General features: G+C 64.2%; 4 protein-coding genes. 2 read left to right on the forward strand and 2 right to left on the reverse strand.

What is annotated here, in order from left to right:
• Nucleotides 1-136: 136 nt before the first annotated feature.
• Both NS355_RS14445 and NS355_RS14450 read right to left on the reverse strand, forming a co-directional pair.
• Nucleotides 137-469: a pilus assembly protein PilZ gene (locus tag NS355_RS14445; protein ID WP_058746348.1), complete on the reverse strand. Its 333-nt coding sequence runs from the start codon at nt 467-469 to the stop codon at nt 137-139.
• A gap of 26 nt (nt 470-495) precedes the next feature.
• Nucleotides 496-1062, reverse strand: a complete 567-nt coding sequence (locus NS355_RS14450) for a sterol desaturase family protein (RefSeq protein ID WP_244489697.1) — start codon at nt 1060-1062, stop codon at nt 496-498.
• 177 nt (nt 1063-1239) lie between these two features.
• Between NS355_RS14450 and sucC the strand changes: the two genes are divergently transcribed.
• Together sucC and NS355_RS14460 are read left to right on the forward strand one after the other, a co-directional pair.
• Nucleotides 1240-2439: an ADP-forming succinate--CoA ligase subunit beta gene (gene sucC, locus NS355_RS14455; protein ID WP_058746346.1), complete on the forward strand. Its 1200-nt coding sequence runs from the start codon at nt 1240-1242 to the stop codon at nt 2437-2439.
• 156 nt (nt 2440-2595) lie between these two features.
• On the forward strand, nt 2596-3246 hold a 651-nt coding region (locus NS355_RS14460; protein WP_058746347.1), incomplete at its 3' end, for an electron transfer flavoprotein subunit beta/FixA family protein.

The following is a 3246-nucleotide window of genomic DNA, read 5'->3' on the forward strand; positions in this document are numbered from 1 at the left end:
CCCCTCCCGCAAACGAGTTTCAGGTCGGTCATGCCCCCGGCATGACCTAAACGATGCGGGGCATCGTTTACCTGAAAGTGGGATGGGGGAGGGTTTGACCCAAGCGATACGCTCGTGGCTCACCCTCTCCAAAAACTCAGCGATTCCCCAGCGCGGCGATATGCTCGAACACCGCCGGGTGGAGCGGCTTGGAAAAGGCGCAGCCATATTTGAACCGATCGCGCCAGGCGATCACCGCCTCCAGCGGGGCGAGGCCCGGCAGGGTCAGCCAGACGATCGTGCCCGGCCACAGGGTGAAGCTGGTTTCGGCACGGAAACCCTCGGACGACAGGTCGACGACGTCGATCTCGAACCGGGTCTGGCCCTTGTCGCGCAGATGGGCGCGCATGCGCACCGCATGACGCAGCGACCGGCGAAGGTCCTGGCCGGGAACGGGCTCGAAAGGCGGTGTGAAGACCGGTTTTTCCATGACGCTCCCTTCTTCGCTGAACAAGGTTACTTTTCCGTCAACAGGGCATCCTGACGCTCGGTCCCGACACGCTCGCTCGCACCGGCCGGGCGCCGGACGCCCGCCCTTGCACGCTTCTTCAGTTCCGCCTTCAGATCCTCGGGGCGAGGCGCGACCAGAAAGCCGAAGCTGACCGTGCCTTCCTTCGTCTCGACGACGTGGTGCAGCCGGTGCGCCTGGATGATCCGCTTCATGTAATCGGACTTGGGCAGATAGCGGGTCGGCAGCCGCTTATGGACGATGATGTCGTGAAAGCCGAAATAGATCGCGCCATAGGCCGCGATTCCCGCGCCGATCCAGGTGAAGCCCGGCCACCAGCCCAGCTGCACCCCGCCCAGGATCATCACGAAGGACGGCACCGCGAAGATCGCGGCATAGAGATCGTTCAGCTCCCAATTGCCGGTACGCGGCCGGTGATGGCTCTCGTGCAGGAACCAGCCCGGCCCGTGCATGATCCAGCGGTGCGCCGCATAGGCGAACCCTTCCATGAAGATCACGGTGCCGAGAAACAGAAGGATGCCGAAAGCCCAGTTCATCGGGGCACCATAACGCATTCCCGATAAATTTGCTTCCTATTCCGTTGGTCACGACCCGGGAGCGCGATGAGCACCGATAAAAAGCATTTGCGATGCATTTGCATTAACGCCGTTTCGGGGTGGATTTGTCCGCCAGCCTGTGCTTTAGCCGCACCCAATTTCCCTAGAACCACCCGAGAGGCGGAAGGCTAGCGCATGAACATCCACGAATATCAGGCCAAGGAATTGCTCGCCAAGTTCGGCGTGCCCGTCCCCGCCGGCTTCGCCGCGATGACCGTCGAGGAGGCCGTCGAGGCATCGTCCAAGCTCCCCGGACCGCTCTACGTCGTCAAGGCGCAGATTCATGCGGGCGGCCGCGGCAAGGGCAAGTTCAAGGAACTCGGCCCCGACGCCAAGGGCGGTGTCCGCCTGGCCAAGACCGCCGACGAAGTCCGCGCTGCTGCCACCGACATGCTGGGCAACACGCTGGTCACCATCCAGACCGGCGAAGCGGGCAAGCAAGTCAACCGCCTGTACGTGACCGACGGCGTCGACATCGCGAAGGAATTCTACCTCGCGCTGCTCGTCAACCGCGCGACCGGCCGCGTCTCGATGGTCGCCTCGACCGAAGGCGGCATGGACATCGAGACCGTGGCGCATGACACGCCCGAGAAGATCCACTCGATCGACATCGACACCGCGACCGGCTTCATGCCGCATCACGGCCGCGCCGTCGCCGCCGCGCTCGAGCTGACCGGCGACCTCGCCAAGCAGGCCGCCAATGTTGCGTCGAAGCTGTATGCCGCGTTCCTGGGCACCGATGCCGAGCAGATCGAGATCAACCCGCTCGCCGTTACCGAGGACGGCAAGCTGATGGTGCTCGACGCCAAGGTCGGCTTCGACGGCAACGCCATGTTCCGTCACAAGGACCTGATGGAACTGCGCGACACCACCGAAGAAGACGCGATGGAGCTGGAGGCGTCGAAGTACGACCTGGCGTACATCAAGCTCGACGGTGACATCGGCTGCATGGTCAACGGTGCCGGCCTCGCCATGGCGACGATGGACATCATCAAGCTGAACGGCATGTTCCCGGCCAACTTCCTCGACGTCGGCGGCGGCGCGAACAAGGAGAAGGTGACCGCGGCGTTCAAGATCATCCTGAGCGATCCCGCCGTGAAGGGCATCCTGGTCAACATCTTCGGCGGCATCATGCGCTGCGACATCATCGCCGACGGCATCGTCGCGGCGGCGAAGGAAGTGAACCTGCAGGTTCCGCTGGTCGTCCGCCTCGAGGGCACGAATGTCGAGAAGGGCAAGGAAATCCTCGCCAATTCGGGTCTCGCCATCGTCCCCGCCAACGATCTGGGCGATGCCGCCAAGAAGATCGTGGCCGAGGTGCAGAAGGTCGCCTGATAGGCATCTTCGGCCCTGACGGACCGATTATAAAGGGGCTCGGGCGGAAACGTCCGGGCCCCTTTCTCGTTGGTCGGGCTGAATGCTTGCGATGCGCTCGCAACGCCGCCAAAGACGGCGGCATGTTTTGGGCTGTTCAGCCGGGAAGGAACCGCGATGAAGATCGTCGTGCCCGTGAAGCGGGTGTTGGACTATAACGTAAAGCCGCGCGTGAAGGCGGACGGGACGGGCGTCGATCTGGCGAACGTGAAGATGTCGATGAACCCGTTCGACGAGATCGCGGTGGAAGAGGCGATCCGGCTGAAGGAGAAGGGGGCGGCCACGGAAGTGGTCGTCGTCTCGATCGGCGAGCCCAAGGCGGCGGACACGCTGCGCACCGCGCTCGCCATGGGCGCGGACCGGGCGGTGCTGATCACCGCGGACCAGGCGGTCGAACCGCTAGGCGTCGCCAAGCTGCTCGCCAAGGTGGTCGAGGAGGAACAGCCGGGCCTCGTGATCCTGGGCAAGCAGGCGATCGACGGCGACAACAACCAGACCGGGCAGATGCTGGCCGGGCTGCTCGGCTGGGCGCAGGGCACCTTTGCCTCCAAGGTCGAGATCGACGGCGAGACCGCCAACGTCACCCGCGAGGTCGATGGCGGCCTGGAGACGGTGGCCCTGACGCTGCCCGCGATCGTCACCACCGACCTGCGCCTCAACGAGCCGCGCTATGCGTCGCTCCCCAACATCATGAAGGCCAAGTCCAAGCCGATGGCGACCAAGACCGCCGCCGACTACGGTGTCGATGTCGCCCCGCGCCTGACGATC

Source organism: Sphingomonas yabuuchiae (genome assembly GCF_001477495.1).
Classification (GTDB): Bacteria; Pseudomonadota; Alphaproteobacteria; order Sphingomonadales; family Sphingomonadaceae; genus Sphingomonas; species Sphingomonas yabuuchiae_A.

Excerpts from the sequence above, each read along its gene's own strand:
- sucC (WP_058746346.1), top strand. The coding sequence starts at position 1,240 with ATGAACATCCACGAATATCAGGCCAAGGAATTGCTCGCCAAGTTCGGC.
- NS355_RS14450 (WP_244489697.1), bottom strand. The coding sequence starts at position 1,062 with ATGCGTTATGGTGCCCCGATGAACTGGGCTTTCGGCATCCTTCTGTTT.
- NS355_RS14445 (WP_058746348.1), bottom strand. The coding sequence starts at position 469 with ATGGAAAAACCGGTCTTCACACCGCCTTTCGAGCCCGTTCCCGGCCAG.